We start from the raw sequence: 26,686 nt of genomic DNA on the forward strand, positions 1-26,686 counted from the left end.
AAGGCTGGTTCGCTTCCTTGCGGTGCATGTGTGCCGCCGCGTGGCTACAGCAGCTGGGCTTCGAAGCCGTGCACGCGGCATTGAAGCGGGATCCCGGGTGGCTGCGTCACCGCAGATCCGGGGAAAAGCGTAGCCGGGATGAATGTCCGGTTCCGAGGAGGGCCGTCCAAAACATCTTGTCTACAACGTAGACTCTAAGCGTAGACTACTTGATAAGCAAACTGTCTTTTGTGCCAATGTCCTTAGCCTCTAACCGCGTCCCGACGGCGGGAGTACGGTGACGTGGATGTGGTCCAGTTCGAAGGTCAGCAGGCCATGAATGTCTCCCGAGATCCCCGCCCGCTCACGGTTCGTCCGCGCGCGGAGGCTGTCGATAGATTCCTCCTGACCGCCGGCATCCTCGCTGTTGCGTTCTACGGCATTGGAGACCTCGTCTCCGGGCTGCTGTACAGCGGGTACAACGGGTACAGCGGGTACAGCGGGTACAGCGGGTACAGCGGGTACAGCTTCAGGGATCAGGCGATCAGCGAGCTCAGCGCCTTCGGCTCGCCGGTGCGCCCGCTGATGGTCACGGTCATCCTCATTCACGCCCTGCTGATGACGGCTTTCGGCGTGGGGATCTGGCGAACGGCCGATCGCAGGAGTCTGCGCTGGGTTGGCGTATGCCTGGTTGCCACCGGCCTCATCGGGTTTCCGAACCATACCGTGTTCGCGATGAGCTCCCGGTGGCTTCCAGGCGGCTTCAACGACGTCATGCATATTGTCTTGACGTCCGTTTTCGGCCTTTTTGTCTTCGCGGCCCTCGTCCTTTCCGCAATCGCCTACCCGGGATGGTTCCGGTGGTTCGCGATTGCGACGCTGCTGATCATCGTGGGCTTCGGGGCCGCGTCGTCGTTTGCCATGCAGGGCCTCTCCCGGGATGACACACCCTGGGTCGGCGGCTTCGAGCGGATCAATGCCTACACGTACTTCGCCTGGATCGTCGTGCTTGCCGCCATAACACTGCGACGGCTTGATGCCGCGCCCCCACGTCCGGGCGCCGGCGTGCCTGACGCCGGCTGAACCCCTCATTCCGGATTGGTCGAACACCTCCTCCGACGCCGCGCTCAGGCAGACGTTCGCTGCGGTTCCGGCCTGGTGACGCGCCAACGGCCCAGCGCTACGGGTATACCGCGGCGCTGAGCCGTTGGCGCGTCATGGGACGTTTACCGCAGCGGAATTGGCCGCGGAGAGGACCGAGCCTGGGTTCCGTGCGCAGTCGCTAGGTTCGTCCGTGTTTCCCGGCTGGCGACGCTCCAGCCCAGTTACTCCGCGCCGCACCACGCTTCCGCTCCGAAGAACCGCGGGATTCCATGGGTGCGGGGCGGTGCGGCCGGAAGTAAGTGGGCGGGAGCGTCGCGCCGCCGTCGTGCCCCTCAGAGAACCGGACGGTGCAGCGGCCCTAGCCGAAGAACGGCACCAGCAGTGAGGTCACGAACAGCACCAGGGCCCCGCCGATCCGGTTGGTCAGGGCCGCGAACGGCATCAGGTGCATGCGGCCGGCGGCGCTGAGGACCGAGACGTCGCCACTGCCGCCGGTGTCGGCCATGACCAGGCCCGGGGTGATGGAGGCCTCGACGAAGTTGAGCTTGACCAGCCAGCCCAGGATCCCCGAGGAGAGGGTGGCGACGAGGACGGTGACGATGGTCAGGAGGATGAACATCGGGTTGGACAGGGACTGGAGGACTTCCTCGATGTTGATGTACGTGATGCTGACGCCCACGAGCAGCGCCGGGATGAGGAAGGCGCCGATCATGTCGCCCCACTCGGAGCTGGCGTCCTCAAGTTCCTTCGGGAAGAGGCCGAAGATTTTGATGGCGGCGGCGATGATGATGGTCCAGGCGTAGGGGTGCAGGCCGGGAATGAAGGCGGCGACCAGGTTGCCGACGATGAACAGGATGCCGGCGATGGCCAGGCCCTTGCCGAGGGACAGGAATGAGGCGACATCCTTCTTCGGCGGTGAGGTCAGGTCCCCGGCCTTGCCCTTGATGCGCATCAGCTCGCCGTGGCCGTTGAATCCGATGAAGGGCTGGATGCCGCGCTTGCCGATGCCGTTGTAGATGCCCGCGATCAGGATGCAGACGATGTTGGCCATGACAACGGCGGACATGAGGTCGCCCATGAAGTCCGCGGAGCTGCCGCCGGTCCTGGCCGCATACATCTCCGACATCGGCAGCGCGCCCACGCCCAGGCCGCCGGCCATGATCGGTGCGGCGATGAACAGGATGCCCTCGATGAAGCCGAAGCCGGTGACGAGTCCGAGCAGGCCGATGATCGAGAAGGTGGCGGCGAGGCAGCCGACCAGCGGGACGATGAACCTGGGGCCGGCCTTGAGCAGCAGGGCCCGGGGCATGCCCAGGATGCTGCCGGCGATGATGGTCACCACGAAGAAGTCGAGGAACCCGTAGCCCTTCACGAAGTTCTGCACCACGGCGATGAGGTTCTCGGGCATCACGCCGGCGAAGATCAGGATGGAGGGCACGAAGGTGCAGAGGATGGTCGGCAGCCCGAAGTCCCGGAGCACCGGAACGGTGTTGCCGATCCAGATAAAGAGCCCGCCCAGGATGATGGTCGCGGCAAAGCCCGCCAGCATCGAGTCCGGGAGGTTGTCGGTGGCCGCGGCGATGAGCAGGACGGCCAGGAAACTGACGTAGTACAGCGCCGGGAAGTCCGCCAGGCGGCGAAGGTTCGGCTTGGGCGGGCTGACCCGTTCGTCGGTGGCACCGGGGGTTCCGGGGGTTTCGGGGGCGGGTGTTTGATCGTGCAGGTTGGTCTGGGTTACTGACATCTTTGTCTCCCAAGGGGAATAGTGGCAGGGCGCCGCGAGGCGCGGTGTGCCGAAAAAGGTGGGTTTGCCTGTTCTTAGTGTGACGCGGAAAAGCTGGAAAGGGCGGGTGCCCGGGTGACTGAACCGCGGGCGAAGGCGACGGCCTCGGCGAGCTGTGCCTCGTCGATGCCGGTGTCGTGGCCCGCGGCGTGCAGGTGGCGGACGAGTTCCTCGGTGGCGAGGTTCCCGGCGGCTCCGGGGGCGAAGGGGCATCCGCCGTACCCGCCGAGCGCGCTGTCGAAACGGGTGATTCCGAGGCTGATGGCTGCGCTGACGGTAGCCAGCGCCTGACCGTGCGCGTTGTGGAGGTGCAGGGAATAGTCCAGATCAGGCTCGGCGTCCAGGACATACCCGACGGCGGCGATGGCCCGTTCGGTGGATGTCGTGCCGAGGGTGTCCGCGAGGCCGATGGTGGTGATGCCCATGGCCTTGAAGGCCCGGACCACCCGGAGCAGGTGCTCCGGGGCGATCTCCCCCTCAAAGGGGCAGGTGAACGCGGTGGAAACGCCGGCGAAGAAGTCCGTCCCGGGGAACCGGGCGACCACCTCCCCGAGACCGGCCAGGGCCTCTTCGATGCTCTGCCCGGCATTGGCGTTGCTGTGCGCCTGACTGGCCGAGGTGACGACGGCGATGTGCTCCGCCCCGGCGTCGACCGCCCGCTGGATCCCCCGGCCGTTGAGCGCCAGGGACGTGTAGGCCACGTTCTCGCGGACGGCAAGTCCCGCGAAGACGGCCTCGGCGTCGGCCATCTGTGGCACTTTCTTCGGGTTCACGAAGGAGGCGACTTCGAGCCTCCGCACGCCGGCGGCAATGAGCCGGGCCGCGGTTTCGAGTTTCTCCGCGGTGGGAACAACGACGTCGACGTCCTGGAGCCCGTCCCGGAGGAAGACGTCCGTGATCTCGATCTGCATCTAGACCACGCCCTGCGGGACGGGCCTGGTGTTTCGGGGCAGTGCGTCGGCGAGCTGTTCCGGGGTGAGGCCGGCGAGGTCCCGGAGGACTTCCTCAGTGTGCTCGCCGAGCTCGGGCCCGAGCCACCGTACCGATCCCTCATGCCCGGGGATCTTGGGGACGATCCCGGGAAAGCGGATGGATTCGGGGGCGCCGTCGATGACGACCTGGTGAGTCTGGATCATGTCGCGGGCGAGGTAGTGGCGGTCCTCGGCGATGCTGGGCGCGTCGTAGACGGGCCCGGCGGGCACCCCGGCGATGTCCAGTTCGTCCAGGACTTCCGCGAGGGTGCGTTCGCCGGTCCAGGTGGAGATGGCGGTGTTGAGCTCCTCCTCGCGCAGGCTGCGGGCTTCGGTGACGAGCAGCGTCTGGTCCGCGGCGAGGTCGTCGCGGCCGATCGCCTGCATGAGGCGGACGAAGACGGAGTTGGAGTTGCCGCCGATGACGACTTCCAGCTCGTCCTTGCAGGAGTAGCTGCCGGTCGGGACGACGCCCGGGAGGCGCCCGCCGGTGCGCTGGCGGATCATGCCGTACGCGTCGTAGTCCGGGACGAGGGATTCCAGCAGGCTGAAGACACCCTCATAGAGCGCGACGTCGACGACCTGCGGTCCGGTCTGCTGAATGCCCTTGGCTTTCTGCAGCATGAGCATCAGGGCCCCGATGGTGCCGTAGAGCCCGGCCACGGTGTCCCCCATGCTGGCGGCGGCGCGGCCGGCCGGGCGGTCCGGTTCGCCGGTGATGTAGCGCAGTCCGGCGAAGGACTCGGCTGAGCTGCCGAATCCGGCGCGGTCCTTGTACGGGCCGGTCTGGCCGTAGCCGGAGATCCTGACGACGATGACCTCGGGGTTGAGTTCGGTGAGAACCTCCGGGCCCAGTCCCCATTTTTCCAGGGTGCCGGGGCGGAAGTTTTCGATCACAACATCGCAGTGGGCGGCGATTTTGCGGACGGCGTCCTGGCCCTCGGGCGTGCGCAGATCCAGGATCACGGACTTCTTGTTCCGGCCGATGGTGCGGAAGAGCATGGAGGTCTCGCCGCGGGTCTTGCGCCAGTCCCGCAGTTCGTCACCGCCGCCGGGGCGTTCGATCTTGATGACTTCTGCGCCGAAGTCACCGAAGAGCCGCGCGGCGAAGGGGGCCGCTATGAAGTTTCCGAGCTCGAGCACCCGGATGCCCTCCAGCGGAAGAGAGTTTGAAGCTGCATCATTTTTCTCGGTCACGGCTATGGGTTTCCCTTGAGATAGAAGGCAGCGTTCCCATCCTGTGGGATTCGCATGTCATTAAGCGGGAATACCCTAGCAAGTGATGTGGAACACAGCAAGGGGGTGCTGCGAGAAATTGTTTCCGGGCGCGCCCGGCGGCAGGCGAGGATCTTTCCCAATCCGCGTTCTTCAGATTCGACCGGGCGGCCGTGGGCAGCGCGAGCGCAGTGAGTTGCTGAACCTTATTCCTGGGCTTCGACGTCCTGGACGGACCGGGACAGCAGGCAGAACTCGTTGCCCTCGGGATCGCCCAGGACCACCCAGCTGACGTCCGGGCCCTGGCCCACGTCCACCCGCCGCGCGCCGAGGGCGAGCAGGCGCTCGAGCTCCTCGGCGGTGGACACTCCGTCGGCCCGCAGGTCGAAATGCAGCCGGTTCTTGACGGTCTTGCCCTCGGGCACCGCAATCACATCGATGGTGGGCCAGCTTTGATCCTGCGGCGCGATGCTGATGATGTCGCTGTCCTCTTCGACAATGTGCCAGTTGAGGACGGCGCACCAGAAGTCGGCCACCACCCGTGGCCGGATCGCGTCGATGGCAATAACAGCTAATTTGCTAGACATGGCACCACGATAGCCCTCGCTTTAGGTGTTGGGGCTTTGCTCGAGGTCCGCCGCGATCTGTGCGGCTGCCGCGATCACTGCGGCGCCAAAATCGTGCCCGGGCGACTCCGACACCCTGGGGAGCGGAACGGCGAGGCAGACGCTGGCGAGCAGGCGTCCCCGCACTATGACGGGGGCACTGACGGAGCCCAGTCCGGGCGTCCGGATACCGGTGGATTCAACCCAGCCGTGCTGTTCGATGCTGGCCAGGGCTTCGGGATCCTCCGCCAGCAGTTTGCCGCTGGAGCCCGCGGGAAGGGGGAGCCTGGATCCGGACGGCAGCGAGGCCTTCAGCTCATGGTCGCTGTCCACGCTGAGGAGGCAGACGCGCTCGTCCCCGCGGCGGACCCAGAGCTGGGCGGTCTCCCCGGTGCTGCGTTGGAGTTCGGCCAGCCGGGGCAGGGCTGCCTGCTCCATGGCATTGCGGACGAATCGGTGGCCCAGCCGGAATTCCCCGGACTCCGTCCGGCGCAGGAATCCGTATTCGACCATGGACAGGGCGAGCCGGTGGGCCGTGGACACCGAAAGCCCCGACCTCTTGGCCAGTTCGGTGGCCGAGACCGCCTCGCCGTCCACCGCGTCGAGGATGGACGCGACGCGGGCCAGGGTGCGGTTGCTGTTCAGCGCGTCCGGGGAAGTCATGGTCCCAGCCTAGGAGACAACAGCGCCAGCGGAATGCAAGCCCGGCTGGGGTTCCGGCCCGGCGTGCCCGGCTGGCGACGCTCCCGGCGAAATCCGCTACATTCGTCACTGCGTCCCGGGCTGGCGACGCTCCCGCCCAGTTACTTGGTGCCGCACCCCGCTCCCACGCCGCAGAACCGCGGGATTCTGCGGGTAGAGGGCCGTGCGGGAGGAAGTAACTGGGCAGGAGCGTCGCTACGCCGACGGGAGGGAGCCCCGCGCACGACTTCCTACCCTCGTGTGCAGCCTCGGACGCCGGGCTCGAGCCGAGATTCGCTGCTGTTCCGGGCAGATGCTGCGGTTCCGGGCTGGTGACGCCCGGACGGCCCAGCGCTACGGGAATACCGCGGCGCTGAGCCGTTGGCTCGTCATGGGATGTTTGCCGCAGCGGAATTGGCCGTGGAAAGGACCGAGCGGGGTCAACGCGGGCGGGCTTCGTCACTGCTTCCCGGGCTGGCTTCGTCCCTGTTTCCGGGCTGGCGACGCTCCCGCCCAGTTACCCGGTGCCGCACCGAGACTCCGCCCCGCAGATCCGCGGGATTGCGTGGGCGAAAGGCGGTGCGGGCGGAAGTAACTGGGCGGGAGCGTCGCGGCGCCGGCGGGAGGGCTGCACTTCAGCCGCCCGCCGGCCGGATCGGTGCTTAGCCCGTGTGGTGCTGGAGCTCGGGGGCGCGCTTGCCGGCCTGCAGCAGGGGTGCGAAGAACGCGCCGAGTTCCGCTGTCGCCGTGAGCGGCAGCACGTTGGCCACGTACTGGTCGGGGCGCACCACCACCACCACGCCGCCGCGGTCGAGGCCGCGCAGCTCGAAGATGTCCGCCGCCGGATCGGTGGCGTAGACCTTCTCGTAGTCCGTGAGCTGGAACGGACCCACCGAAGGCTTGAACACGGCCGGCACGGCGCCGATGTCGATGCTCGTGTGCTCCTGCTGGTAGATCACCTTCACGTCGAACCACGCGTCGCGGTCGGCCCCCTCAGGGGTTGCGGCGAGCGGCGAGTCCGGCGCGTTCGCGATCCACTCGGCGAACTCGGCGACGGCCGAGCCTGTACCCGGATGCCCCGAGCCCTGCGCTACCGGCGCCGCGGCGTCGGCGAAGACGTAGATCCGCCACCTGCCGTCCGCCGTGGCGTGGTGGCCGAGGTGCATCGGGTTGGTGTCGCCGACCCGGACCACGGGTGCGGACTTGAAGCGCTTGCCGACGGGGAAGCCGGTGGCCAGGTCCTGGTGCGTGGCCTCGCCGATGAGCATCGACGGGGTGTACTGGGTCATGAATCCGGCCGGGAACTCGGCGGTGCTCACGTAGAAGTCCTCGAGCTCCGAGGGGCTGTTGAACTCCTCGGGCTTCTTCGCCATGAGCGTTGACCATTCCTTGTCGAAGTCGATGAGGTTCTTCGCGATGACCTGGCGCTCGGCCGAATACGTGGACAGCAGGCTCTCCGGGCTGCGGCCCTCCAGCACGTGCCCGAGCTTCCAGCCCAGGTTGAAGCCGTCCTGCATGGAAACGTTCATGCCCTGGCCGGCCTTGGCGCTGTGCGTGTGGCACGCGTCGCCGGTGATGAACACACGCGGCGTGCGGGTGCCCTGCTGCTCCGGCAGAACGTCGTCGAACCTGTCAGTGAGGCGGTGCGCGACCTCGTACACGCTGTTCCAGGCGACGTTGCGGACGTCGAGCGTGTAGGGGTGCAGGATCTCGTTGGCCTGGGCGATGATCTGCTCGATGGTGGTGCTGCGCACGGCGCCCTTGTCCTCCTTGTCGACCTCGCCGAGGTCGACGTACATGCGGAAGAGGTGGCCGCCCTCGCGCGGGATCAGCAGGATGCTGCCGCCGGTGCCGGACTGGATCGCGCACTTGGTGCGGATGTCCGGGAAGTCGGTGACGGCGAGGACGTCCATGACGCCCCAGGCGTGGTTGGCCTGGTCGCCGGCGAGGGTGCAGCCGATCGCGTCCCGGACCTTGCTCCTGGCGCCGTCCGCGCCGACGACGTACTTGGCCCGCACGGTGCGCTCCCGGCCGGCGTCGGGGCCGGCGGTGTGCAGGAGGGTGACGGTGACGGGGTACTCCGCGCCGTCGTCGACCTCGAGGCTCCGGAACTCAAAGCCGTAGTCGGGGGCCATGCGGGTGGGCGCGTTGGCCATGAACTCGGCAAAGTAGTCCAGCACGCGGGCCTGGTTGACGATGAGGTGCGGGAACTCGCTGATGCCGGTGGTGTCGTCCTTGGCGCGGGCGGCGCGGACGATCTTGGACGGGTCGGCTGGGTCCGGCTTCCAGAAGGCCATCTCGGTGATGCGGTACGCCTCGGCGATGATCCGCTCGGCGAAACCGAAGGCCTGGAAGGTCTCGACACTGCGGGCCTGGATGCCGTCGGCCTGGCCGATGGGCAGGCGCCCGCCGCGGCGCTCCACGATCCGGGTGGTGACGCCCGGGAACTGGGACAATTGGGCGGCGGCGACGATGCCCGCGGGGCCCGTGCCCACAATGAGCACGTCGACCTCGTCGGGAAGGTCTGTGGGCCGGTCGATGCCGACGCCGGCGGCGGGCTGGACTCGCGGGTCACCGGATACGTAACCGTGGTGGTGGAACTGCACGGGCTTTCCTCACTTCGTTGTGGGCACTGCGCGGGTGGCACTTCGCCGGGCGGCTTCCGCCGCCGTCGCTGAGTGTTCGATAATAGAACGTGACGTTCAATAATAGAATTTCCGTCTTCTCCAAAACTGTACGCAGATATGACGTGGGTTACAAGCGCTCATCAAATCGGCCGGATCCGGGGGTTGACGATCCGCGGTTCCTGGGCAATAGTCTTCGTATACGATTTCGTACTCGATGAGGAGTCATTCTTGGAACAGGTCACGGACCACACCCTGGCAGCGGCCCGCAAGGTCATCGCGGTGCACATCAACTATCCCAGCCGGGCAGCCCAGCGCGGCCGCACCCCCGAACAGCCCTCGTACTTCCTGAAGCCCTCCTCGTCCCTGGCCCTCAGCGGCTCGACCGTGGAGCGCCCGGCCGGCTGCGAACTCCTCGGCTACGAAGGCGAAATCGCGCTGATCATCGGAAAGCCCGCCCGCCGCGTGGGCATCGAGGACGCCTGGAACCACGTCGAATGGGTCACCGCGTCCAACGACCTCGGCGTGTACGACCTTCGCTGGGCTGACAAGGGCTCCAACCTCCGTTCCAAGGGCGGCGACGGCTTCACCCCCGTGGGCCCGGGACTGATCGCCGCGGACGCCGTGGACCCCGCCGGCCTGCGGATCCGCACCTGGCACAACGGCGAACTGGTCCAGGACGACACCACCAGTGACCTGCTCTTCCCCTTCGCCCGCCTGGTCGCCGACCTGTCCCAGCTGCTCACGCTCGAAGAGGGCGACATCATCCTCACCGGCACCCCCGCCGGGGCATCTGTCGCCAAGCCGGGCGACGTCGTCGAGGTTGAGGTCAGCACTGCCGGCGTCAGCACCGGCAGCGTCAGCACTGAGGGCACGACGGCGGGTGGCGGCGCCGGCGGCGGCCTCACCACGGGCCGGCTAGTCACCCTGGTGGCGGAGGGCACGACGCCGTTCGGCGACTTCGGCGCGCAGCCCCGGACCGATGACCTGCAGCGGGAGGAGGCCTACGGCTCCCGCGCGGCGGCCGGGCTTCCCGCGGCTGAGCATGTCCCCTCGGAAGAGGCGCCGGACGCCGCCGAGCCGGTAGCCGAGGCGCCGGCGGCCGCCGTCGTGCCTGTCCTGACCCCGGAGCTGAAGGCCAAACTGGAAAGCGTCTGCACGGCCACCCTGTCTTCGCAGCTGCGCAAGCGCGGCCTGAACAACGTCAGCATCGACGGGCTGACCTCCACCCGTCCCGAGAAGCGGATCGTGGGCCTGGCCCGGACCCTGCGCTACGTGCCCAACCGCGAGGACCTCTTCAAGACCCACGGCGGGGGCTTCAACGCCCAGAAGAAGGCCATCGACTCCGTCAACGAGGGTGAGATCCTGGTGATGGAGGCGCGCGGCGAGAAGGGCACGGGCACCATCGGCGATATCCTGGCACTCCGCGCCCAGGTCCGCGGCGCCGCGGCCATCATCACCGACGGCGGCGTCCGGGACTTCTCCGCCGTCGCCGCAATGGACATGCCCACCTACTACGCCAACCCGCACCCCGCCGTGCTGGGGCGCCGGCACATCCCGTGGGACACGGACATCACCATCGCCTGCGGCGGCACCACCGTGCAGCCCGGGGACATCATCGTCGCCGACGCGGACGGCATCCTGGTGATCCCGCCGGCGCTGGCCGCGGAGCTCGCGGACGACTCGATCGCCCAGGAGCGCGAGGAGGCCTTCATCACCGAGATGGTGCAGCAGGGCCACAGCGTGGACGGGCTCTACCCGCTGAACGCCGAGTGGCGGGCGCGGTACGTGAACTGGGAAGCCGGCAAAGCCAATGAATGACACCGCACCTGCCCTGGGCACGAACACTGCCACCCCGGCCGCCCCTCGCGCAGTCTCGCCCGCCCCGGTCACCCACACCGCCAGCAAGTCCGAGCAGGCCTACGCGGCCGTCAAGGCCCGGATCGTGGACGGGAGCTACTCCCCCGGCTACCGGCTGGTCCTGGCCAAGATCGCCGAGGACCTGGGCGTCAGTGTGGTGCCGGTCCGCGAGGCCATCCGGCGGCTCGAGGCCGAGGGCCTGGTGAAGTTCGAGCGGAACGTCGGAGCCACCGTCGCCGGGATCGACCCCACCGAGTACCTCTACACGATGCAGACCCTCAGCATCGTCGAGGGCGCCGCCACGGCCCTGTCCGCTCCCCTGATCGGGCCGGCCGACGTGGCCCGGGCCCGGGCCGTCAACGCCGAGATGCGCGAATGCCTGGAGCACTTCGACCCGGTCCGGTTCACCCGGCTCAACCAGGACTTCCACAGCATCCTGTTCGAGCACTGCCCCAACCCGCACATCCTGGACCTGGTCCACCGGGGCTGGAACCGGCTGGCGTCGCTGCGGTCCTCCACGTTCCGCTTCGTCCCCCGCCGCGCCCACGAATCGGTGGACGAACACGAGGCCCTGCTGCGGCTCATCGAGTCCGCCGCCGACGCCGACGTGATCGAAAAAGCCGCCCGCCTGCACCGCTCCGCCACCCTGGACGCCTACCTCGCCCAAAGCAACGCGGGGTCAGTCAGCGCCCGCTAAGGGCCCCCCGCACCGGCCATACGTGACCCCGCGCTGCAGCAATCAGCGCCGCCATATCCGTTCAGAAGTTCAGTTGTTCAGTAAGGAAAACAATGACGTTCACTGCCCCTGAGACCGCCACCCACTACGTCCCGCAGGACCTCACCACGCACATCCAGCACTACATCAACGGCGAATTCGTCGACTCGGTCAGCGGCAAGACCTTCGATGTCCTGGATCCGGTGTCCAACACCAACTACGCCACCGCCGCGGCCGGCCAGAAAGAGGACATCGACCTCGCCGTCGCCGCCGCCCGCGAAGCGTTCACCAACGGCCCGTGGCCGAAGATGAAGCCGCGGGAACGCGCCCGCATCCTGAACAGGATCGCCGACGCCGTCGAAGCCCAGGAGGCCCGGCTCGCCGAGCTCGAAACGTTCGACACCGGCCTGCCGATCACCCAGGCCAAGGGCCAGGCGCTCCGGGCGGCGGAGAATTTCCGCTTCTTCGCGGACCTGATTGTGGCGCAGTTCGACGACGCCATGAAGGTCCCCGGCGCGCAGATCAACTACGTGAACCGCAAGCCGATCGGCGTCGCGGGCCTCATCACCCCATGGAACACCCCCTTCATGCTCGAATCCTGGAAGCTGGCCCCCGCGCTGGCCACCGGCAACACCGTGGTCCTCAAGCCGGCCGAGTTCACCCCGCTCTCCGCCTCGCTCTGGGCGCAGATCTTCAAGGACGCCGGCCTGCCCGACGGTGTCTTCAACCTGGTCAACGGCCTCGGCGAGGAAGCCGGCGACGCGCTGGTGAAGCACCCGGACGTGCCGCTGATCTCCTTCACCGGCGAGACCACCACCGGGCAGACCATCTTCCGCAACGCCGCGGAGAACCTCAAGGGCCTGTCGATGGAGCTCGGCGGGAAGTCACCGTGCGTGGTGTTCGCCGACGCCGACCTGGACGCCGCGATCGACTCGGCCCTGTTCGGGGTCTTCTCGCTCAACGGCGAGCGCTGCACCGCCGGGTCACGGATCCTGGTGGAGCGCGCCGTATACGAGGAATTCTGCGAGAAGTACGCCGCCCGGGCCAAAAACATCGTCGTCGGTGACCCGCACGACCCGAAGACGGAGGTCGGTGCCCTGGTGCACCCGGAGCACTACGCCAAGGTGGCCTCCTACGTGGAGATCGGCAAGACCGAGGGCCGGCTGCTGGCCGGCGGCGGGCGCCCGGAGCACTTGCCGGAAGGCAACTACATCGCGCCCACCGTGTTCGCCGACGTCGCCCCCGACGCGCGGATCTTCCAGGAGGAGATCTTCGGCCCCGTCGTCGCGATCACCGCGTTCGACAGCGACGAGGAAGCCCTCGCCCTGGCGAACAACACCAAGTACGGGCTGGCGGCGTACATCTGGACCCAGAACCTGACCCGGGCGCACAACTTCTCGCAGAACGTCGAGGCCGGAATGGTCTGGCTCAACAGCCACAACGTCCGTGACCTGCGCACGCCCTTCGGCGGGGTCAAGTCCTCCGGGCTCGGCCATGAGGGCGGCTACCGGTCCATCGACTTCTACACCGACCAGCAGGCCGTCCACATCACCCTCGGCACCGTCCACACCCCGAAGTTCGGCGCCTAGCCCAACTGGCTCGCACTTGCGGCCGTTATGAGGTTCCAAAACGGCACTTACTGCGAGTCAGTTGGGTGGCGACGCAGCCGCCCCAGCCGGCCCGCCGTCGTCGTACCCTAACCACTGCCCCCTCCTCGACGAAGAGAGAACACCATGAGCAACATCATCCCCAAGCCCTCGGTCCCCGCCCCGGACATTGTCCGCTGCGCCTACATGGAGATTGTGGTCACCGACCTGGCCAAGTCCCGCGAGTTCTACGTGGACCTGCTCGGCCTGCACGTGACCGAGGAGGACGAGAACAACATCTACCTGCGCTCCCTGGAGGAGTTCATCCACCACAACCTGGTGCTGCGGAAGGGACCCATCGCCGCCGTCGCCGCGTTCGCGTACCGGGTGAAGTCCCCTGCCGAGGTCGACGCCGCCGAGGCGTACTACAAGGAACTCGGCTGCCGCACGGAACGCCGCAAGGGCGGATTCACCAAGGGCATCGGCGACTCCGTCCGCGTCGAGGACCCGCTGGGCTTCCCCTACGAGTTCTTCTACGACGTGGAGCATGTCGAACGCCTCACCCAGCGCTATGACCTGTACTCCGCCGGCGAACTGGTCCGGCTGGACCACTTCAACCAGGTCACCCCGGATGTCCCGCGGGGGCGGAAGTACCTCGAGGACCTGGGCTTCCGGGTCTCGGAGGACATCCAGGATTCCGACGGCGTCACGTACGCGGTCTGGATGCACCGGAAGCAGACCGTGCACGACACGGCCCTGACCGGCGGCAACGGCCCGCGCATGCACCACGTCGCGTTCGCCACGCACGAGAAGCACAACATCATCCAGATCTGCGACAAGATGGGCGCGCTGCGCATCTCCGACCGGATCGAACGCGGCCCCGGACGCCACGGCGTCTCCAACGCGTTCTACCTCTACATCCTCGATCCGGACGGCCACCGCATCGAGATCTACACCCAGGACTACTACACCGGCGACCCGGACAACCCGGTCATCACCTGGGATGTGCACGATAACCAGCGCCGCGACTGGTGGGGCAACCCCGTCGTCCCGTCCTGGTACACCGAGGCCTCCCTGGTCCTGGACCTCGACGGGAACCCGCAGCCCGTCGTCGTGCGTGAGGAAAAGTCCGAGATGGCCGTAACCGTGGGGGCCGACGGGTTCTCCTATACGCGCAAGGACGGGTCCCCCGACGGGGACCGGACCGGTTTCAAGCTCGGGGCGCAGCTGTAGCCATGCTGGATGCCAAGACGATTGAGGTCATCGCCGACGAGCTGCTGGAGGCCGGCCGGGCCCGGACTCCGGTCCCGCTGCTGACCGCGCGTTATCCGGGGATGACGGTCGAGGACTCCTACGCCGTCCAGCAGCTGTGGCGGCGCCGGAACGAGGACGCGGGGCGGAAGCTGGTGGGCCGCAAGATCGGCCTCACCTCCAAGGCGATGCAGGCCGCCACCGGCATCACCGAACCGGACTACGGCGCCATCTTCGATGACATGGTGCTGGAGACGGGCTGCTCCGTGGCTTGGGACCAGTACAGCCATCCCCGGGTGGAGGTGGAGCTGGCGTTTGTGCTGAAGAAGGATCTCGCCGGCCCCGGCTGCACTATCTTCGATGTCCTGAACGCCACGGACTACGTCATTCCGGCCCTGGAGATCCTGGACTCCCGGATCGAAATGGAGGGCCGGACCATCGTGGACACTATCTCGGACAATGCCGCGATGGGGGCCATGGTGATCGGCGGGAACCCGGTCCGCCCGGACGCCGTGGACCTGCGCTGGGTCTCGGCCATCCTCTACAAGAACCAGACCGTGGAGGAAACCGGTGTCGCCGCCGGCGTCCTGGATCACCCCGCCAACGGCGTCCACTGGCTGGCCAACAAGATCGCAGCCCACGGGGACGGCATGAAGGCCGGAGACATCATCCTCGCCGGCTCCTTCACCCGGCCCCTCTGGGTGTACAAGGGCGATACCGTCCACGCCGACTACGGACCCCTGGGAGTTGTCACATGCCGCTTCGAATAGAACCCTTCCTGACCTTCCGGGAAGCCCTGGCCGCCCAAACGGGCGCTGCCGACCGCCCGCTGGCCGGGATGTGGGTCTGTTCCGGCAGCCCCCTGGTGGCCGAGCTCTGCGCCGGCTCCGGCCTGGACTGGCTGCTGGTCGACGCCGAACACAGCCCCAACGGGCTCGAATCCATCCTCGCCCAGCTGCAGGCCGTCAACGGCTACCCGGTCCATGTTTTGGTCCGGCCGCCGGTGAACGACACCGTGGTCATCAAGCAGTATCTGGACCTGGGCGTGCAGAACCTGCTGATCCCGATGGTGAACTCGGCGGCCGAGGCGGAGGCCGCCGTGGCCGCCACCCGGTACCCGCCGCACGGCGTGCGCGGTGTCGGGTCCGCCCTGGCGCGCGCCGCACGGTGGAACCGGGTGCCCGACTACCTTGCCCGCGCTTCCGAGACCATCAGCGTCACCGTGCAGATCGAGTCCACGGCCGCCGTTGCCGTTGTGGAGAACATCCTGGCGGTCGACGGCGTGGACGGCATCTTCCTGGGGCCCTCCGACCTCGCGGCCTCGATGGGGCTGCTGGGCCAGCAGGAACATCCCGAGGTGCGCGCCGCCGTCGAACACTGCTTGGCCGCTGCCGCTGCGGCCGGCAAACCCGCCGGGGTGAACGCCTTCAACCCCGACACCGCGCACCACTATCTGGATTCCGGGGCCTCGTTTGTGCTGGTGGGCGCCGATGTGGCGCTGCTGGCCCGCGGCTCGGAGGCACTAGCCGCCGCGTTCATCCGGCCCGACGGCGGCGACACCCCGGCCAGCTACTGACTCGCTGCCGCACCCATCTGACGCAAGTGGCCGCTATGGGATCTCCGATAGCGGCCATTCGTGTCAGATGGGTGGCCGGGCGCCTCCGGTAGCGACCATTCGTGTCAGATGGATGCACCGGGCGGCCGCGGTCTTCATCGATTCGTCACAAGTGGTCGCTATACCCGCCCGTTTAGCGGCCATTCGTGTCAGATGGGTGGCCCGGAGGGCAGCATAGCGGCCAGTTGCGTCAACTCGGTGAGCCCGGCAGTGCCCTACGCGGGGTGCCGGGATTTCCATTCGGACTCGAGGATGGCGTAGACGACTTCCGTGGCCCACTGGCCCTTGTAGTGCCACTTGTCCACCTGCGTGGATTCCCTCCGCATGCCGAGGCGTTCGCACAGCGCCGCGGAGGCCGTGTTCAGGGCATCGAGCTTGGCGTTGATCCGGTGGAAGTGCAGCACCTCGAAACCCAGCTTCAGCAGGGCCTCGGCGGCCTCGGTCGCGATCCCCTTGCCCCGGGCTTCCGGGGCAAGGCTCCAGCCGATCTCGGCCTGGCCACAGCCCTGCATCCATTTAAGCACCACCTCGCCGAGCAGGCCGGGCGAATCCGCGGCTTCGATGGCCAGGCAGATCCAGTCGCCCTCCTTCTCGAAGACGAAGTTGGCGTACTTGCCCACGGACTCCATGGACCTGGTGTAACTCTTCGCCTCCCCGGGCAGGAAACGTGCGGTCTCGGGCAGCGAATGGTACGCGTGGTACGCGTCCAGATCCCCGGCCACGAAGCGGCGCAGCACCAGCCGTTCGGTCCGGATCGGCAGCGGGAGGGGCTTGGGTTCCGTCATGCCTCCCACGCTACCCATCGATTGCTCCATGGACGCCCTTTTGAGCCGCCAAAAGGGCAGTTACGGAGCAACCGATGCGTGCGGGCGCCTTCGACTGCTCCGCCAGCGCGCTTTGTGGCTCTTCACTCCGTTCGGCCGTTGCGTCCCAGCTGAGAGGGCGGGATTGTCGGCTTGTTCCAGAATCCCGCGGAGCAGGGGTCGGCGTGCGTGTGTTGCTGTATGGGAGACTCGTCCGGTGATTACCGAACACGCGCTATTGCATGTCACTCCGGGCCAGGAACACGACTTCGAGCTGGCATTTAGCGAGGCGCGGCCCATCATCGCTTCGATGGCCGGCTTCCGGAATCTGTCGTTGTCGCGTTCGATCGAGTCTCCGAACACCTATCTACTACTCGTCGAGTGGGAACGGCTCGAAGATCACACAATTGGTTTCCGGCAGTCCGAGCAGTACGCGAATTGGCGCGCCCTGCTGCACCACTTTTACAATCCTTTTCCCGTTGTGGAGCACTACGAGACCGTCCTGTAGGCGGCTCACCCAGACAACGGACCGGGACGGATCCGCACAAAGCATGGCAGCCCTGTGTCATTTGGGAACCAACCCGCTCAATCGGCGCCCAGCCTCAAACTTCCCTAGCGCCATAGAGAATGACCGCGTCGATAACCCCTGCGGCTGTGTCAGCGGAGAGGTCCGGGGAAGCCATATCACTGGGCCATTCTTTGCCGCGGGAGACCCAGCCCGTTTTCAGGCCGGCTGCGCGGCCACCAGCGATGTCCGCAGTCGGGTGATCACCAATCATCCAGCCCCCGGCAAGCCCGACACCGAGGCGGTTAGCGGCAATATGGAATATTGCGGGGTCCGGCTTCTTTATGCGTTCTGCCTCGGAAATGACGACGGCATCCACCTGCGGCCCAAGCCCGACGGTTTGGATCTTGAGAGTCTGCTGTGCCGTCGTCCCGTTGGTGACGACACCAATGCGCCAGCCGGAGTTGCGGGCCCTCCGGAGAGCGCCCATCGTCGCGGGGTCCATGGTCATCATGCCTACATGGTCGTAGAGAAGCCTCTCAACGAGGGCATTGACGCTCAGATCAGTGCCGAACCGTTCTTTGATGGCGCGGGCCAGGGATTCCCGCGGTTCGTAACCGTCACGGTCCGCCGCAATAAGCCATGCGGCCTCCGAATCGGTTCCTCCAAGCGACCGCACGAAGTCATTGGCCCAGAGAATGAAAGCGGACGCCCTGTCGACCAAGGTGTTGTCCAAGTCCACGAGCAGCAGCATTCCCTCACACTACGTGCTCGAGGCTGCGGGTTGCCGTCCTAAACGTTGACCGTGGGCCAGGGCTGGACGATCAGCGATGGCCATTCCTCGCTCCACCGCTGTGTCTTGGCCAGGTATACGTCCCTGGGGGCGAGGACCGGGTTCGGCACGACCTTCCGCCCGAAAAGGTCCTCGTAACCGTGCGGCGCATACGTTGTGAGGCCACCGTCGTCGTCTGCCGTGACCGCGAAGCAGCAGGTCTTCGCCGCGAAGCCCCGGATGCCTGCGACAGGATCCCTGCCGTCGAACACGTTCCAAACGGTCTTGAACAGCGCCCCCGCTGGTTTCGAAGCGAGGGTTACGAACCGGCCCCCGTGCGACCAATTGCATTCCGGCGCTTGAGCGCTGACTTCAGCCAATCAGGAATGAGCGGGAGGCCGTGGCGAATACGCGAAGTCGTCACGCCGGAGGCACTGGGGCTCAAACCGCACTCCTGGCTTACCGGCTCCGACTCGCGACAGACCGGGGCCTCTCTTTGGCCACGGCCACTGCAGCTCCAGGATCACCCAGCATCAGCAACCTTAGGAAATTGGGATTCACCATCGTTGAGCGGACAGCCTGGCGTCTTCCAATCGGATGAACCGCGCAGTCGATTGCTCCATGGACGCCCTTTTGAGCCGCCAAAAGGGCGGTTACGGAGCAACCGATGAATGGGCTCACCATCGTTTGCTCCATAAGTGCCGTTATGAGCCGCCAAAAGGGCAGCTACGGAGCAACCGATTCCTGCGCGAACATCCCGGCCACGTGCTGGACAGCTGGCCGCTGCCGGCGGATGATCTCTGACAAGAGCGACAGCTCACCACACGCTAGTTTGGGGGCATCCCAAAGCAGAGGAGGGCCCATGGGCACGGTGGTCATGTACAGCTCGGTGTCGGTGGACGGCTTCATCGCGGACGAGAACGACCAGCCCGGACCCCTGTTCGACTGGTTGACCAGCGGTGACGTGCCGTTGGACGAGAGCGGCCAGTTGAAGATTTCACAGACCTCCTACGACTACATCCGGCCGTACTGGGACCAGATCGGGGCGACAATCGTCGGCCGGCACGTCTTCGACATGACGGACGGCTGGGACGGGAAGCCTCCGGGCGGGGTCGACCACGTGGTCGTCGTGACGCACCGGCCGAAGCCCGAGGGCTGGGACCCCGAGGCGCCGTTTCACTTCGTCGACGCCGTCGAGGCAGCCGTGGCCAAGGCGCAGGAGCTCGCGGGTGACCGCATCGTCGAGGTCGCCGCTGGCGACGTCGGTGGCCAGGTGCTTGCCGCGGGCCTGGTCGACGAGGTGCGCATGGACGTCGCCCCCGTCGTGTTCGGGTCCGGCAAGCGCTACTTCGGGTCGGTCCACGCACAGCACTTGTTGGAGGATCCCGACGTGGTGATTCAGGGCAACCGGGTGCTTCACCTGCGCTATCGGGTGCGCCGCTGACCGATCTGAGCGGGTACGCGAAAAAATCCACTGCGAACGGTGACACAAGATCGGGCCTCCGGCTGCGCATCGCTGCCCCGGGACCGACAACTGCTCCACAAGTGCCGTTATGAACCCCCAAAAGGGCGGTTACGGAGCAGTGGATGGGTTACGGAGCAACGGAAGCCGGGTGGGCGACGACGGCGGCGGTGGCCTCGGCGATCGCGCGCTCCTCGTCGGTCGGGACCACGAGGACCGGGATGGCCGAGGACGCCGTGGAGATCACGCGCGGTTCCTTGGAGCGTTCGCGGTTCAGGCCGTCGTCGAGCAGTACGCCCAGGGCGCCCAGCCGCTCGGCGACGAGCCCCCGGAACTGGTGCGAGTTCTCCCCGATCCCGGCCGTGAAGACGAGGGCCTTCGCCCCGCCGACGGCCACGTGGTAGCCGCCGATGTACTTCGCGAGCCGGTAGGAGGCGACGGCGAGCGCCATGGCGGCCCGGGCGTCGCCGGCTTCCGCGGCCTCCACCACGGAGCGCATGTCGTTGTTGCCGGCCAGGCCCTTGAGCCCGGACTGGCGGTTGAGCATGGCGTCGAGGTCCTCCGGGGACCAGCCGGCGCGGCCGAGGAAGACGAGGATGGACGGGTCCAGGTCCCCGGAGCGGGTGCCCATCACGAGTCCCTCCAGCGGGGTAAAGCCCATCGAGGTGTCCACGGACTGTCCGCCGCGGATCGCCGTGACCGAGGCCCCGTTGCCGAGGTGGGCGATGACGGCGTCGAACTCCTCCAGCGGGACATCCAGCAGCGCCGCCGCCCGGTGCGCGACGTATTCGTGGGAGGTGCCGTGGAAGCCATAGCGGCGGATCCCGTGGTTGGCGTAGAGCTCCTCGGGGACGGCGTAGCGCCAGGCGTGCTCGGGCAGGGTGCGGTGGAAGGCGGTGTCGAACACGGCGACCTGCGGCATGTCCGGCCACTTCTTCGAGATCGCGCGGATGCCGAGCACGTTCGCCGGGTTGTGCAGCGGCGCCAGCGGGTTGAGCCGCTCGATGGCGCGGGTGATCTCGTTGTTGATCAGGACCGGCTCGGCGAAGCGCTCCCCGCCGTGCACCACCCGGTGCCCGACGGCGTCGAGCTCCCGGTCGCCCAGGGCCGCGTGGATCTCGGCGTCCACCTGTTCCAGCGCCTCGGCGTGGTCGCGGGGGCCCTCGATCTCGCCGTCGCCCTCGCCGCCGGTGCCCATGCCGATCTTCTCGACCAGACCTTCGGCGAGCACACTGCCGGCCTCGACGTCGCGGACCTGGTACTTGAGCGAAGACGAGCCTGAGTTGATAACGAGCACGAGCATGGGGCCTCCTACGCCTTGGCTGCTGCGCTGACCCCTGAGGGCGCGCCGGGACGGGCAACACGGAGGAGCCTGGCGGAGCGCTCCGTGGGACCCACTATAAATTGCCGGACTAACTTTTGCCGGAGCGGCGGGCGCGCCCATTCGTTGCGTAAGCCGCGGCAGGCGCCTAGAGTCGGCGGAGCAACTGGACCACTCACGAAGGGACTTCCATGACTGACGAGACCACGCAACCCGAGACCACGCAGCCGGTCAGCACAGAGCAGGAGGGCACGGAGCAGACCAGCGGCTCCGGCAAGCAGGATCCGACCGGCGTCGAGGGCGCGAACCCCGCCCTGGACGACACCGGGGACCTCAAGGCCGCCGAGACCGGAGAAGCCCCCGAGGCCCCGGAGAACCTGGAGGACCTGGACCTCACGCCGTCGGGCCTCGCCAATGAGCCCGCCAGCCAGAAGGATCCCGACAGCACGGCAGAGCCGGAAAACACTGACTAGAACCCGCTGACTAGGCATGGGCAGCCGCGGGGGCCCGCTCGGCGGCGGGCTCCGCGGATTGCGCCTGGATGGCGGTGATGGCCACCGTGTTGACGATGTCCTCCACGGTGCAGCCGCGCGAGAGGTCGTTGACGGGTTTGCGCAGGCCCTGCAGCACGGGCCCGACGGCGACCGCCCCGGAGGACTGCTGGACCGCCTTGTACGTGTTGTTGCCGGTGTTGAGGTCCGGGAAGATGAAAACGGTCGCCTGCCCGGCCACGGACGAGCCCGGCATCTTCGACTCGGCGATGGCGGCGTCGACGGCGGCGTCGTACTGGATGGGCCCTTCCACGGCGAGGTCCGGGCGGCGTTCGCGCACGAGCTCGGTGGCCTGCCGGACTTTGTCCACGGCCTCCCCGGTGCCCGAGCCGCCGGTGGAGTAGGACAGCATGGCCACCCGCGGCTCCACCCCGAACTGCTCCGCGGTTTCCGCAGAGGCCACCGCGATGTCCGCCAGCTGCTCCGCGTTCGGGTCCGGGTTCACGGCACAGTCGCCGTAGACCAGCACCCGGTCCGGCATCAGCATCAGGAACACGGACGAGACGATCTTGACGCCGTCTCGCGTCTTGACGAACTCCAGCGCCGGCCGGATGGTGTGCGCCGTGGTGTGCGCGGCGCCGGAGACCATCCCGTCCACCTCCCCGAGCTGGACCATCATGGTGCCGAAATAGCTCCCGTCCAGCATGACCTCGAGGGCCTTGGCCAGGTCCACGCCCTTGTGCGCCCGCAGCTGCGCGTACTTCTCCGCGAACCCCTGGCGCAGCTCCGAGGTGGCGGGGTCGATGATGTGGATGCCGGAGAGGTCGATGCCCTGGGTGGAGGCGAGCTCCCGGACATCGGATTCGCGGCCCAGCAGAGTCAGCTCGCAGACGTCGCGGCGGTGCAGGATTTCCGCGGCACGCAGGATGCGGACATCCGTGCCTTCCGGCAGCACGATGTGCCGGCGCTCGGACCGGGCCCGCTCGATCAGGTCGTGCAGGAAGCGCAGCGGCGTCATCCGCTCCAGCCGCGGCAGGTGCAGCCGCTCCAGCAGCTCCGCCTCGTCCACCCGGCGGGCCCACAGGCCTAGCGCGGAGGCGACCTTGCGGCGGTGCCCGGACCAGATTTCGCTGCGCACCTCGGAGACCCGCTTCGCGGTCACATAGGTGTCGTCCGGGGCGGCGAAGATCGGGAACGGGGCCTGCGCGAGCAGTGAGTAGATGGTGGGGTCCGGGGCCAGGCCGCCGGTGAGGATCAGGGCGGAGGGAACCGGGAATTCCGGCGAGAACGAGGACGCCAGGCAGGCGACGAGCACGTCGGCGCGGTCACCGGGGACGATCACCAGCGCGCCGTCGTCGAGCACGTGCAGGAAGTTGGCCACGCTCATGGCAGCCACTTTGACCGAGCGGACGTCGCGTTCCAGGTCCGCGAGGCCGGCGACCTGGCCGACCCCCATGGCGGCGGCGACCTCTCCGGTGGTGGGCCGCGCGATCTCCTCCAGCTCGGGCAGCACGTACACGGGACGGCCGGAGGCGCCCGGGCGGACCGCGGCGGCGATGGCCTCCAGGTCCTCCGGGTCGGCGCGGTTGACCATGATGGCCAGCAGCGTGCACCGCTCGGCGACGAGTTCCTTGCGCGCCACCTCGACGGCGTCGACGGTCTCCGCGACGGTGCGGCCCTTCGCGCCGACGACGGCGACGACCGGGGCGGCGAGGTTATTCGCCAGCCGGGCGTTGAGGTCGAACTCGACGGCGGCGTCCTGGCCGGTCAGGTCGGTGCCCTCGACGATCACGACGTCGCAGTGCCGGGCCATCTCGGCGAAGATCTCCACGCAGCGGGAGTCGATCTCCTCACGCTTGCCCTCGGCGAACAGGCTGCGGACCTCGGCGAAGGTCAGCCCGCCGCGGCAGCGTTCGTCGTCGAGGTTGAACCGGGCCTTCATCAGCGCCACCATCGGGTCCGAGGCCGCGTCGTGGCCGTTGACCACGGGCTTGAAGAAGCCGATCCGGTCCGCGTGCCGGTGCAGGGTGTCCGCCAGCCCGAGGGCTATGAGCGACTTACCGGAGCCCGGGGTGGTCGCGCTGACGTAGATTCCTTTGGCCATGGTTCGCCCTTTGCTGTGCTGGTGCAGATCCTCCTATCCTGTCACTTCCTGCCGCCGCCCGGGCAAGGCGGCACCGCGTCACACCGCTAGGAAACGCTGGCGGCTTCCGCTTCCGCCACCTGACCGGCGCGGCGCAGCATCAGGGCTGTCCGGCGCACAACGCACACCAGTTCGCCGTTTTGGTTGTAGCCGCGGTGTTCGATGCCCACAATTCCGGTGTCCGGACGCGATTTCGATTCCCGTTTGTCCAGGGCTTCGGTCTCCACGCGCAGGGTGTCGCCAAAGAACACCGGCTTCGGGAACTCGATGTCCCGGAAGCCGAGGTTACCCAGTGTGGTGCCCAGGGTGGTGTCCTGGACCGGGATTCCGGTGACCAGGCCCAGCGTGAAGATGCTGTTGACGATCTGCCTCCCAAAGATGCTCTTCTTTGAAAACTCCGCGTCCAGGTGCAGGGGCTGCACGTTCATGGTCAGCGCGGTGATCAGCAGATTGTCCGTCTCGGTGACGGTGCGGGTGACCTCGTGCTTGATGACGTCGCCGACGGTGAAGTCCTCGTAATACATTCCGGCCATGACGGCCTCCTTTGCTTGGGTAGGTTATGCCCCCGCGAGGGCGAGCGCCTCGCGGGCGTGGTTGGCGTGTGCCAGGTCAATGTGGTCGCCGAGGTAGGAAACAGCGCCGTGGCCGTTCCGCTGGCCTTCCTCGAAAGCCTCGATCAGGCCCCCGTAGTAGTCCTTCAGCGTCTCGGTCAGGCCGTATTCCTCGTTGGCGATCGGGGCATGCGAGGGGTGGATCAGCACCTGGCCGGTATAGCCGAGCCCGCTGTTGTCCTGCGCGAAGGTGCGCATCCCGTCCAGGTTCCGGACCTCCTGCCACAGCCCGAGAACGATGGTGCGGATGCCCGCGGCACGCGCGGCCACCACCACTTTGCTCCGCAGGTACAGGGTTTCCATGCCCGCGGCGGTCCAGCGGAAGCCGACTTCCCGGGACACGTCCGCGTCCTTGGCGGCGGCTGCCATCACTCCTCCGACCCGGGGTCCGGCGAGGATTTCGTCGACCTTGCTGATCGAGGCGGCCGTCTCCAGTGAGGGCACGAGTTCGACGGTTCCGCGGTCAATGCCGTGGTCGATCTCGGCCGCACTCACGAGCGCGTCGAACCGGACGACGTCGTCGCGGGAGAAGAGCTTGGGCAGTAGGAACGCGGTCAGGTTCCGGTGCGTCACGTCGGCGACATCGCGGCCGAAGAACACGGTGTCCAGGGCATTCGGACGGACCAGGATGCCCTTGGAACCGTCGTGCGCTTCAAGGGCATCCCGCGCATTGGTGCGGGCCAGGTCCTTGTCCTGCGGGGGCACGGAGTCCTCGAGGTCGATGATGACGGCGTCGGCCTCGGAGTTCAGGGCCTTGTCGATCCAGTCCCGTTTGTGCCCCGGGACGAAGAGCAGGGAGCGGTAGGGCTTCATGCCGCCACCTCCACGGTGACCTTGGTCAGCAGCGTGCCGGCGGCCATCGAATCGCCCGTGACCACGGTGAAGTCCCCGACGACGCCGGATACCGGCGCCGGGATGGGGTTCTCCATTTTCATGGCCTCCAGGACGAACATGACGTCACCCTTGGTGACCTGCTGCCCGGCTTCGACGTTGACCTTGATGATGGTGCCCTGCATCGGGGCCTTGACCGATCCGTCGCTGACGGTTTCGCGCTTGGCCCGGGCCTGCCGGATCCGCCCGGTGGCGGCCACCGGATCACTGGCGGGATCGGCGGCTGCGGCGGGCGCTGCGGCGCCGTAGCCGCCGTAGCCGCCGGCGGTGCCGTAGTCGCTGAAGGTCGGGATGATGTAGAAGCGCCCGCCCACCTCGACGTTGGCCCGGTCAGTCGGCTCGGCCTCGGAGAAGTCAACCGTTTCTTCCAGCCACAGGGTGCTGAAGCGCAGTTCCCGGAAATCCGGGTGCGAAACAATCGTCTGCGCGGCCGGGACGGTCGTGGGCACGCCCTCGATCTGCAGGCGGTCCAGGCCGTCCAGCAGGCGCTTGATAGCGGTTTCGCGGTCTGGTCCGTAGGCGATCAGCTTTCCGATCAGGCTGTCGTAGAGCGGCAGTACGGTGTCACCGGATTCGTAGCCGGCGTCGAACCGCAGGCCTTCACCTTCGGGGGCCGTGATCAGGTCCACCGGCCCCGGGGCGGGCAGGAACAGGCCCTCGGCGACGTCCTCGGCGTTGATGCGGGCCTCGATGGCCGCACCTTTGGGGGCGAGGTTGCCCAGGATGGACAGCTTCTCCCCGGCCGCGACCCGGATCTGCTCGGCGATCAGGTCCACGCCGTGCACCATTTCCGTCACCGGGTGCTCCACCTGGATGCGGGTGTTCATTTCTAGGAAGAAGAACTTCTCATCCTCGACCAGGAACTCAACCGTTCCGGCGCCGACGTAATCAACTTCGCGGGCCAGGCGCACGGCAGCGTCGCCCATGGACCGGCGCAGTTCGTCCGAAAGGCCGGGAGCCGGGGACTCCTCGACGAGCTTCTGGTGGCGCCGCTGCACGGAGCAGTCACGGTCCCCCACATAGACCACGTTCCCGTGGGTGTCGGCGAAGACCTGGACTTCGACGTGGCGGGCCCGGGTGAGGTATCGCTCGAGGTAGACCTCGCCGTTGCCGAAAGCCGCGGTGGCCTCCCTGACGGCGGCGTCGAAGGCGTCTTTCGCCTGCGGCTCAGAGTCGATGCGGCGCATGCCGCGTCCGCCTCCGCCGGCCGAGGCCTTCACCAGGACCGGGTAACCGTGCTCAGCGCCGAACGCCTCGACGGCGGCGGAGCTGGCGATGGCTCCGGTGCCCGGAGCCAGGGGGACCTCGACGCGGACGGCAACGTCGCGGGCGGCCACCTTGCCACCCATCGTGGTCATGGCGTGCGCAGAAGGACCGATGAAGACGAGGCCGGCCTCGGCAACCGCGTCCGCGAACTCCGGGTTCTCCGAAAGGAAGCCGTAACCCGGGTGAATGGCCTGGGCGCCCGATTCGATCGCCGCGGCGATGATCTTGGGGATGTTGAGGTAGTTGCTGCTGGCCGGACCATCACCGAGGTCTATGGCATTGTCAGCCACGCGGGTGTGCATGGACCCGGCGTCCGCGGCCGAGTGGACGGCGACGGACTCGATGCCGAGCTTGCGGCAGCTGCGTGCTACCCGGACGGCGATTTCGCCACGGTTGGCGATGAGGATCTTGGTGAACATGGTTGTCCTTAGA

24 protein-coding genes are annotated in these 26,686 nt (G+C 67.4%); 10 read left to right on the forward strand and 14 right to left on the reverse strand.

The genetic code is table 11. The annotated features are described in order from the left end of the window. Positions 1–315: 315 nt before the first annotated feature. A complete protein-coding gene (locus J2W14_RS08460; RefSeq protein ID WP_307461148.1) occupies positions 316–1,062 on the forward strand; it encodes a DUF998 domain-containing protein in 747 nt (248 codons plus the stop codon). 379 nt (positions 1,063–1,441) lie between these two features. On the opposite strand, the gene J2W14_RS08465 is transcribed toward J2W14_RS08460, so the two are convergent. From J2W14_RS08465 to J2W14_RS08490, 6 genes are all read right to left on the reverse strand, one after another. Beyond that, the gene (locus tag J2W14_RS08465; RefSeq protein ID WP_307461151.1) at positions 1,442–2,827 is read right to left on the reverse strand and encodes a 2-hydroxycarboxylate transporter family protein; all 1,386 of its coding nucleotides are present in this window, start codon (positions 2,825–2,827) and stop codon (positions 1,442–1,444) included. A 74-nt stretch (positions 2,828–2,901) separates the two neighbouring features. Further along, positions 2,902–3,777 (reverse strand): hydroxymethylglutaryl-CoA lyase, encoded by an 876-nt coding sequence (locus J2W14_RS08470; RefSeq protein WP_307461154.1) that lies wholly within the window; start codon positions 3,775–3,777, stop codon positions 2,902–2,904. Continuing rightward, positions 3,778–5,034, reverse strand: coding sequence for a CaiB/BaiF CoA transferase family protein (locus J2W14_RS08475; protein WP_307461156.1), 1,257 nt, complete (start codon positions 5,032–5,034; stop codon positions 3,778–3,780). A 224-nt stretch (positions 5,035–5,258) separates the two neighbouring features. Next, on the reverse strand, positions 5,259–5,639 hold the full coding sequence (locus J2W14_RS08480; RefSeq protein WP_307461159.1) for a VOC family protein: 381 nt from the start codon (positions 5,637–5,639) through the stop codon (positions 5,259–5,261). A 21-nt stretch (positions 5,640–5,660) separates the two neighbouring features. Beyond that, complete coding sequence (locus tag J2W14_RS08485) at positions 5,661–6,320, reverse strand: IclR family transcriptional regulator (RefSeq protein WP_307461161.1); 660 nt, start codon at positions 6,318–6,320, stop codon at positions 5,661–5,663. Between the two features lie 680 nt (positions 6,321–7,000). Continuing rightward, positions 7,001–8,944, reverse strand: coding sequence for an FAD-binding monooxygenase (locus tag J2W14_RS08490; protein WP_307461163.1), 1,944 nt, complete (start codon positions 8,942–8,944; stop codon positions 7,001–7,003). Positions 8,945–9,193: 249 nt separating this feature from the next. On the opposite strand from J2W14_RS08490, the gene J2W14_RS08495 reads away from it, so the two are divergent. The 6 genes from J2W14_RS08495 to J2W14_RS08520 all read left to right on the forward strand — a co-directional run bounded on the left by J2W14_RS08495 (position 9,194) and on the right by J2W14_RS08520 (position 15,950). Continuing rightward, positions 9,194–10,783: a fumarylacetoacetate hydrolase family protein gene (locus tag J2W14_RS08495; protein ID WP_307461166.1), complete on the forward strand. Its 1,590-nt coding sequence runs from the start codon at positions 9,194–9,196 to the stop codon at positions 10,781–10,783. After that, positions 10,776–11,519, forward strand: a complete 744-nt coding sequence (locus tag J2W14_RS08500) for a GntR family transcriptional regulator (protein ID WP_307461169.1) — start codon at positions 10,776–10,778, stop codon at positions 11,517–11,519. Before J2W14_RS08495 ends, J2W14_RS08500 begins: the two co-directional genes overlap by 8 nt. 92 nt (positions 11,520–11,611) lie before the next feature. After that, positions 11,612–13,126 (forward strand): 5-carboxymethyl-2-hydroxymuconate semialdehyde dehydrogenase, encoded by a 1,515-nt coding sequence (gene hpaE / locus J2W14_RS08505; RefSeq protein WP_307461172.1) that lies wholly within the window; start codon positions 11,612–11,614, stop codon positions 13,124–13,126. A 144-nt stretch (positions 13,127–13,270) separates the two neighbouring features. After that, positions 13,271–14,356 carry a 3,4-dihydroxyphenylacetate 2,3-dioxygenase gene (gene hpaD, locus J2W14_RS08510; protein ID WP_307461175.1) on the forward strand — a complete coding sequence of 362 codons (1,086 nt, stop codon included), beginning with the start codon at positions 13,271–13,273 and terminating at the stop codon, positions 14,354–14,356. Positions 14,357–14,358: 2 nt separating this feature from the next. Beyond that, the gene (gene hpaH / locus J2W14_RS08515) at positions 14,359–15,144 is read left to right on the forward strand and encodes a 2-oxo-hept-4-ene-1,7-dioate hydratase (RefSeq protein WP_307461177.1); all 786 of its coding nucleotides are present in this window, start codon (positions 14,359–14,361) and stop codon (positions 15,142–15,144) included. Further along, the gene (locus J2W14_RS08520) at positions 15,129–15,950 is read left to right on the forward strand and encodes an HpcH/HpaI aldolase family protein (protein ID WP_307461181.1); all 822 of its coding nucleotides are present in this window, start codon (positions 15,129–15,131) and stop codon (positions 15,948–15,950) included. The genes hpaH and J2W14_RS08520 overlap by 16 nt, the downstream gene beginning before the upstream one ends. Before the next feature lie 254 nt (positions 15,951–16,204). Here the strand turns inward: J2W14_RS08520 and J2W14_RS08525 are convergent, their stop codons facing one another. Continuing rightward, the gene (locus J2W14_RS08525) at positions 16,205–16,774 is read right to left on the reverse strand and encodes a GNAT family N-acetyltransferase (RefSeq protein ID WP_307461182.1); all 570 of its coding nucleotides are present in this window, start codon (positions 16,772–16,774) and stop codon (positions 16,205–16,207) included. A 235-nt stretch (positions 16,775–17,009) separates the two neighbouring features. Between J2W14_RS08525 and J2W14_RS08530 the strand changes: the two genes are divergently transcribed. Then, positions 17,010–17,300 carry an antibiotic biosynthesis monooxygenase family protein gene (locus J2W14_RS08530; RefSeq protein WP_307461184.1) on the forward strand — a complete coding sequence of 97 codons (291 nt, stop codon included), beginning with the start codon at positions 17,010–17,012 and terminating at the stop codon, positions 17,298–17,300. 94 nt (positions 17,301–17,394) lie between these two features. On the opposite strand, the gene J2W14_RS08535 is transcribed toward J2W14_RS08530, so the two are convergent. Further along, positions 17,395–18,051, reverse strand: a complete 657-nt coding sequence (locus J2W14_RS08535) for an HAD family hydrolase (protein WP_307461187.1) — start codon at positions 18,049–18,051, stop codon at positions 17,395–17,397. A 38-nt stretch (positions 18,052–18,089) separates the two neighbouring features. Then, positions 18,090–18,341 carry a nucleotidyltransferase family protein gene (locus tag J2W14_RS08540; protein WP_307461190.1) on the reverse strand — a complete coding sequence of 84 codons (252 nt, stop codon included), beginning with the start codon at positions 18,339–18,341 and terminating at the stop codon, positions 18,090–18,092. A gap of 590 nt (positions 18,342–18,931) precedes the next feature. Here J2W14_RS08540 and J2W14_RS08545 point away from each other — a divergent pair. Next, a complete protein-coding gene (locus tag J2W14_RS08545; RefSeq protein WP_307461192.1) occupies positions 18,932–19,513 on the forward strand; it encodes a dihydrofolate reductase family protein in 582 nt (193 codons plus the stop codon). A 148-nt stretch (positions 19,514–19,661) separates the two neighbouring features. Here the strand turns inward: J2W14_RS08545 and J2W14_RS08550 are convergent, their stop codons facing one another. Continuing rightward, positions 19,662–20,834, reverse strand: a complete 1,173-nt coding sequence (locus tag J2W14_RS08550) for an acetate kinase (protein ID WP_307461194.1) — start codon at positions 20,832–20,834, stop codon at positions 19,662–19,664. 209 nt (positions 20,835–21,043) lie between these two features. Here J2W14_RS08550 and J2W14_RS08555 point away from each other — a divergent pair, with 209 nt between their 5' ends. Next, positions 21,044–21,325 (forward strand): hypothetical protein, encoded by a 282-nt coding sequence (locus J2W14_RS08555; RefSeq protein ID WP_307461197.1) that lies wholly within the window; start codon positions 21,044–21,046, stop codon positions 21,323–21,325. A 10-nt stretch (positions 21,326–21,335) separates the two neighbouring features. Here the strand turns inward: J2W14_RS08555 and pta are convergent, their stop codons facing one another. The 4 genes from pta to J2W14_RS08575 all read right to left on the reverse strand — a co-directional run bounded on the left by pta (position 21,336) and on the right by J2W14_RS08575 (position 26,673). Beyond that, on the reverse strand, positions 21,336–23,447 hold the full coding sequence (pta, locus tag J2W14_RS08560; protein ID WP_307461200.1) for a phosphate acetyltransferase: 2,112 nt from the start codon (positions 23,445–23,447) through the stop codon (positions 21,336–21,338). 86 nt (positions 23,448–23,533) lie between these two features. Further along, positions 23,534–24,019 (reverse strand): MaoC family dehydratase, encoded by a 486-nt coding sequence (locus J2W14_RS08565; protein WP_307461203.1) that lies wholly within the window; start codon positions 24,017–24,019, stop codon positions 23,534–23,536. A gap of 24 nt (positions 24,020–24,043) precedes the next feature. After that, a complete protein-coding gene (locus J2W14_RS08570) occupies positions 24,044–24,910 on the reverse strand; it encodes an HpcH/HpaI aldolase/citrate lyase family protein (protein WP_307461207.1) in 867 nt (288 codons plus the stop codon). Next, a complete protein-coding gene (locus J2W14_RS08575; protein ID WP_307461210.1) occupies positions 24,907–26,673 on the reverse strand; it encodes an acetyl/propionyl/methylcrotonyl-CoA carboxylase subunit alpha in 1,767 nt (588 codons plus the stop codon). The genes J2W14_RS08570 and J2W14_RS08575 overlap by 4 nt, the downstream gene beginning before the upstream one ends. Between the last annotated feature and the right edge of the window lie 13 nt (positions 26,674–26,686).

It is taken from the genome of Pseudarthrobacter oxydans (assembly GCF_030812335.1).
Lineage (GTDB): Bacteria > Actinomycetota > Actinomycetes > Actinomycetales > Micrococcaceae > Arthrobacter > Arthrobacter oxydans_B.

Coding starts and splice junctions, on each gene's coding strand:
- J2W14_RS08570 (WP_307461207.1), bottom strand. CDS start 24,910: ATGAAGCCCTACCGCTCCCTGCTCTTCGTCCCGGGGCACAAACGGGAC.
- hpaH (WP_307461177.1), top strand. CDS start 14,359: ATGCTGGATGCCAAGACGATTGAGGTCATCGCCGACGAGCTGCTGGAG.
- J2W14_RS08575 (WP_307461210.1), bottom strand. CDS start 26,673: ATGTTCACCAAGATCCTCATCGCCAACCGTGGCGAAATCGCCGTCCGG.
- J2W14_RS08460 (WP_307461148.1), top strand. CDS start 316: ATGAATGTCTCCCGAGATCCCCGCCCGCTCACGGTTCGTCCGCGCGCG.
- J2W14_RS08520 (WP_307461181.1), top strand. CDS start 15,129: ATGCCGCTTCGAATAGAACCCTTCCTGACCTTCCGGGAAGCCCTGGCC.
- J2W14_RS08525 (WP_307461182.1), bottom strand. CDS start 16,774: ATGACGGAACCCAAGCCCCTCCCGCTGCCGATCCGGACCGAACGGCTG.
- J2W14_RS08565 (WP_307461203.1), bottom strand. CDS start 24,019: ATGGCCGGAATGTATTACGAGGACTTCACCGTCGGCGACGTCATCAAG.
- J2W14_RS08535 (WP_307461187.1), bottom strand. CDS start 18,051: ATGCTGCTGCTCGTGGACTTGGACAACACCTTGGTCGACAGGGCGTCC.
- J2W14_RS08545 (WP_307461192.1), top strand. CDS start 18,932: ATGGGCACGGTGGTCATGTACAGCTCGGTGTCGGTGGACGGCTTCATC.
- J2W14_RS08465 (WP_307461151.1), bottom strand. CDS start 2,827: ATGTCAGTAACCCAGACCAACCTGCACGATCAAACACCCGCCCCCGAA.
- J2W14_RS08500 (WP_307461169.1), top strand. CDS start 10,776: ATGAATGACACCGCACCTGCCCTGGGCACGAACACTGCCACCCCGGCC.
- hpaE (WP_307461172.1), top strand. CDS start 11,612: ATGACGTTCACTGCCCCTGAGACCGCCACCCACTACGTCCCGCAGGAC.
- J2W14_RS08480 (WP_307461159.1), bottom strand. CDS start 5,639: ATGTCTAGCAAATTAGCTGTTATTGCCATCGACGCGATCCGGCCACGG.
- pta (WP_307461200.1), bottom strand. CDS start 23,447: ATGGCCAAAGGAATCTACGTCAGCGCGACCACCCCGGGCTCCGGTAAG.
- J2W14_RS08555 (WP_307461197.1), top strand. CDS start 21,044: ATGACTGACGAGACCACGCAACCCGAGACCACGCAGCCGGTCAGCACA.
- hpaD (WP_307461175.1), top strand. CDS start 13,271: ATGAGCAACATCATCCCCAAGCCCTCGGTCCCCGCCCCGGACATTGTC.
- J2W14_RS08470 (WP_307461154.1), bottom strand. CDS start 3,777: ATGCAGATCGAGATCACGGACGTCTTCCTCCGGGACGGGCTCCAGGAC.
- J2W14_RS08485 (WP_307461161.1), bottom strand. CDS start 6,320: ATGACTTCCCCGGACGCGCTGAACAGCAACCGCACCCTGGCCCGCGTC.
- J2W14_RS08550 (WP_307461194.1), bottom strand. CDS start 20,834: ATGCTCGTGCTCGTTATCAACTCAGGCTCGTCTTCGCTCAAGTACCAG.